This window comes from Pseudomonas tehranensis, assembly GCF_014268615.1.
Taxonomy (GTDB): Bacteria; Pseudomonadota; Gammaproteobacteria; order Pseudomonadales; family Pseudomonadaceae; genus Aquipseudomonas; species Aquipseudomonas tehranensis.
Map to the genome: position 1 here is coordinate 1 of NZ_JABWQV010000378.1, position 3,275 is coordinate 3,275.

A 3,275-nucleotide genomic window follows, 5' to 3' on the forward strand; every position below is an offset into this window, starting at 1 on the left:
GTGGGAGCGGGCTTGCTCGCGAAGAGGCCGGAACAGGCACCACAAAAACCTGCGCTCAAGAAAAAGCCCCTCGTGCGAGGGGCTTCTTGTGCAGCTTTCAAGCAACCATCGATATCACGCCATCTGAATGATGGTCTGCATGATGGTGCTCTGGGTGGAGATGGTCTTGGCGTTCGCCTGGTAGTTGCTCTGGGCCTTGATCAGCTCGACCAGTTCGTTGGTCAGGTTGACGTTGGACTCTTCCAGGGAGTTGGAGACGATCGAACCCAGGGTGCCGGTTTCCGGGGCATCGTAGCCCGGGATGCCCGACGCGAAGGTTTCTTTCCAGCCGCTGCCGCCTACCGGCTGCAGGCCCTGCTCATTGGTGAAGCTGGCGAGGGCGAGCTGACCGATCGGCTTGGTCTGGTTGTTGCTGAAGTTGGCCAGCAGTACACCACTACCATCGATGGTCAGGTTGGTGATCTGGCCGGTGGCGTAGCCGTTCTGGGCAGGGATTGACCGAGCGGTGTCAGCGTTGAATTGGGTGGTGTTGGCCATGGAGACCGTAATCGTCGACGAACCGGCACCGTTGGCGGTCCACACGCCGTTGGTCACGGTACCCGGCACCCAACCGTCCAGTTCCAAATCGTTACTGATGGTCGGCGCGGTCGGCGGAACTGTGACCGGTCCTGGAGTACTGACCTGAACCAACTTACCACTCGAATCAAAGGTCATCGTCGAAGGAACGGGAGCGTTTGGAGCGACCGGCGCGCTGCCATCCAGGTTACGACCATCGATCAGGGTGTAGACATCCCACGTGTTGGCGCCCGTCTTGACCATGTACTGGTCCATGGAGTGCTGGTTGCCCTGGGTATCGTAGACAGGGGTGGTGAATTGCTTGGTGAACGTGGCGGTATCGGTTGGATCGAATACGTAGGGCGCCGCCTGTGAAATCGGCGTTGCTGTCGAATTCAGGTTGATCGTCGACGAAACCAGGCTGGTCGCTTGTGGCGGCAGGTTGGAGGTGTCGATGCGCAGGTCGGTCAGAATACCGTTGAGGATGTTGCCATTGGCATCCACGCCATAGCCCTGCAAACGCGCAGTGCCATCGCTGTTGGTGATGTAGCCTTCCTTGTCGGTCTTGAACGTACCGGCACGGGTGTAGCTCAGGGAACCGTCGTTGCTCAGGACAAAGAAGCCGGAGCCCTGGATACCCATGTCCAATACGTTGCCGGTGTTGTTGACGTCACCCTGGCTGAACTGCTGGGAGACGTTGGCCAAGCGCACCCCGTTGCCGACGGTCTTGGTGCCGCTGCCCAGTCTGGTAGCCGAGTAGACGTCTTCGAATTCCGCACGGGACGATTTGAAACCGGTGGTCGCCACGTTGGCGATGTTGTTGCCGGTTACGTCCAGGTGCTTGTTGGCTGCATAGAGACCGCTAAGGCCGATGTTGAAAGACATGTTGCACTCCTTTTGCCGGTTTAGTCGGCTCTACATACCAATAGTTTGTACTTTGGACAGGGCGATGCTGCCCAGCCCGGCGAGGTTGAGCATCAGCTCACCGCCCGTCTGGCTGATCGTCACGCTGCTGACGGTCGCCGGCAGGTTAGTGATCAGCGACACGGGCTTGTCATCGATAGTGGTCGAAGCGGTGAAGGTGTAAGTGCCCGACTCAAGGGTGGTGCCCGCATCGTTCTTGCCATCCCAAATGAAGGCCGAGTTACCGGCATTCTGGCTGCCCAGCTCGATCGTACGGACGGTCTTGCCGTCCTTGTCCGCGATCTTGATCGCGAGCGAGGACACCGAGGCCGGTACCACCACCGTGCCGTTAAGGCTCTTGGAGGTATCGACCACCGCCTTGTCACCCGGGGCGATGACCGAACGGCCCACCAGGGACGAGGCTTGCAGGGCCTGGGACGAGTTGTAGTTGCCGGCAATACCACTGACGGTTTCGTTGAGCGTGGTGATGCCTTCCAGGCTGCTGAACTGCGCCAACTGGGCAACGAACTCGCCGTTATCCTGCGGCTCCAGCGGGTTCTGGTTTTTCAGCTGGGTGACCAGCAGTTGCAGGAACGCATCCTTGCCCAGCTCCTTGGAGCCGGTAGCTGCGTTCGTTGCCGCCCCCAGCCCATCGGTGGTGGTGTTGGTCTTGACCGAGGAGTTGGCCAGAATCTCGTTTAGGCTCAAACCACTGGTAGTGTTGGTGACGCTCATGTGACTCGCCCCTTATCACTGACCGAGGGTCAGGACCTTCTGCATCATGGTTTTGGCGGTGTTCATCATTTCGACGTTGGTCTGGAACGAACGACTGGCGGAAATCATGTCGGCCATTTCTTCGACGACGTTGACGTTCGGGTAATAGACGTAGCCCTTGGCGTCGGCGGCCGGATGGTTCGGCTCGTAGCGTGCGTCGAGGTTGCTCTGGTCTTCGACCACGCCGAGCACCTGCACACCCTGCCCTGCGGCGTCCTGCTCCTGGAACAGCGAGTCACTGCCGCCGGATTGGCCGCCCTGGAACATGGTGGCGAACACCGGGTGACGGGCGCGGTAGGTCTGGTCGATGCTCGACGAAACGGTCTCGGCGTTGGCGATGTTACTGGCGACCGTGTTCAGACGCGTGGTCTGGGCACTCATGGCGCTGCCGGCAATGTTGAATACGCTCGCAATCGACATGACTTACTCTCCGCGCAGGGCCGATACCAGCCCTTTGAATTTGCTATTGAGCAGGGTGAAGCTGGCCTGGAAGTTCACGGAGTTCTCCGTGTAGTTGGACTGTTCCAGTTGAGCGTCCACGGTGTTCTGGTCGATCGAAGGCTGCATCGGCGTGCGGTACATCAGCGATTCATCGCCATTGCCCAGGCCTTCGGCTTCGATATGACGGCTGTTGGTCATGTTCAGGGCGAAGTGGCCGTTCTTGGTCTTCTCGTTCTGCTCGGCGAGCACTTTGGAGAAGTCCAGGTCCCGAGCCTTGAAGTTCGGGGTGTCGGCGTTGGCGATGTTGTTGGCCAGGACTTCGGCACGCTGGGCGCGGAAGCTTAAAGCCTTTTCGTGGATGCCGAGCGCTTTATCGAAACTGATGCTCATGTTGGAAACCTTCGGGTGACCAGAATTTACGTACGATGGACATAGCAAGCGTCGTGCCACTTTCAAAAACCCCATAAACCGGGGCTTTGCGGGCATCGGCAAGGCGGCAATGCCAGAAAAGCGGCAATCGGTTTCCGCTGGCTGCCGCTTTTCTGCCGCTTCTCAAGCGCAATGACACTCAACTTGTGGGAGCGGGCTTGCTCGCGAATGCG

Annotated in this window: 4 protein-coding genes; all 4 read right to left on the minus strand. The window is 59.1% G+C overall.

Annotation, left to right across the window (positions count from 1 at the left end):
* Positions 1 to 114: 114 nt before the first annotated feature.
* Genes flgE through flgB form a run of 4 tightly spaced genes read right to left on the minus strand, consistent with a single transcriptional unit; the run spans position 115 to position 3,063 of the window.
* Positions 115 to 1,440 carry a flagellar hook protein FlgE gene (gene flgE / locus HU811_RS26025; RefSeq protein ID WP_186658935.1) on the minus strand — a complete coding sequence of 442 codons (1,326 nt, stop codon included), beginning with the start codon at positions 1,438 to 1,440 and terminating at the stop codon, positions 115 to 117.
* Positions 1,441 to 1,470: 30 nt separating this feature from the next.
* Positions 1,471 to 2,193 (minus strand): flagellar hook assembly protein FlgD, encoded by a 723-nt coding sequence (gene flgD, locus HU811_RS26030; protein ID WP_186658938.1) that lies wholly within the window; start codon positions 2,191 to 2,193, stop codon positions 1,471 to 1,473.
* A gap of 15 nt (positions 2,194 to 2,208) precedes the next feature.
* A complete protein-coding gene (flgC, locus tag HU811_RS26035; protein ID WP_014339780.1) occupies positions 2,209 to 2,652 on the minus strand; it encodes a flagellar basal body rod protein FlgC in 444 nt (147 codons plus the stop codon).
* A gap of 3 nt (positions 2,653 to 2,655) precedes the next feature.
* Entirely contained in the window at positions 2,656 to 3,063 is a 408-nt protein-coding gene (flgB, locus tag HU811_RS26040; protein WP_092392904.1) for a flagellar basal body rod protein FlgB, read from the minus strand.
* Between the last annotated feature and the right edge of the window lie 212 nt (positions 3,064 to 3,275).

Excerpts from the sequence above, each read along its gene's own strand:
- flgE (WP_186658935.1), bottom strand. The coding sequence starts at position 1,440 with ATGTCTTTCAACATCGGCCTTAGCGGTCTCTATGCAGCCAACAAGCAC.
- flgD (WP_186658938.1), bottom strand. The coding sequence starts at position 2,193 with ATGAGCGTCACCAACACTACCAGTGGTTTGAGCCTAAACGAGATTCTG.
- flgC (WP_014339780.1), bottom strand. The coding sequence starts at position 2,652 with ATGTCGATTGCGAGCGTATTCAACATTGCCGGCAGCGCCATGAGTGCC.
- flgB (WP_092392904.1), bottom strand. The coding sequence starts at position 3,063 with ATGAGCATCAGTTTCGATAAAGCGCTCGGCATCCACGAAAAGGCTTTA.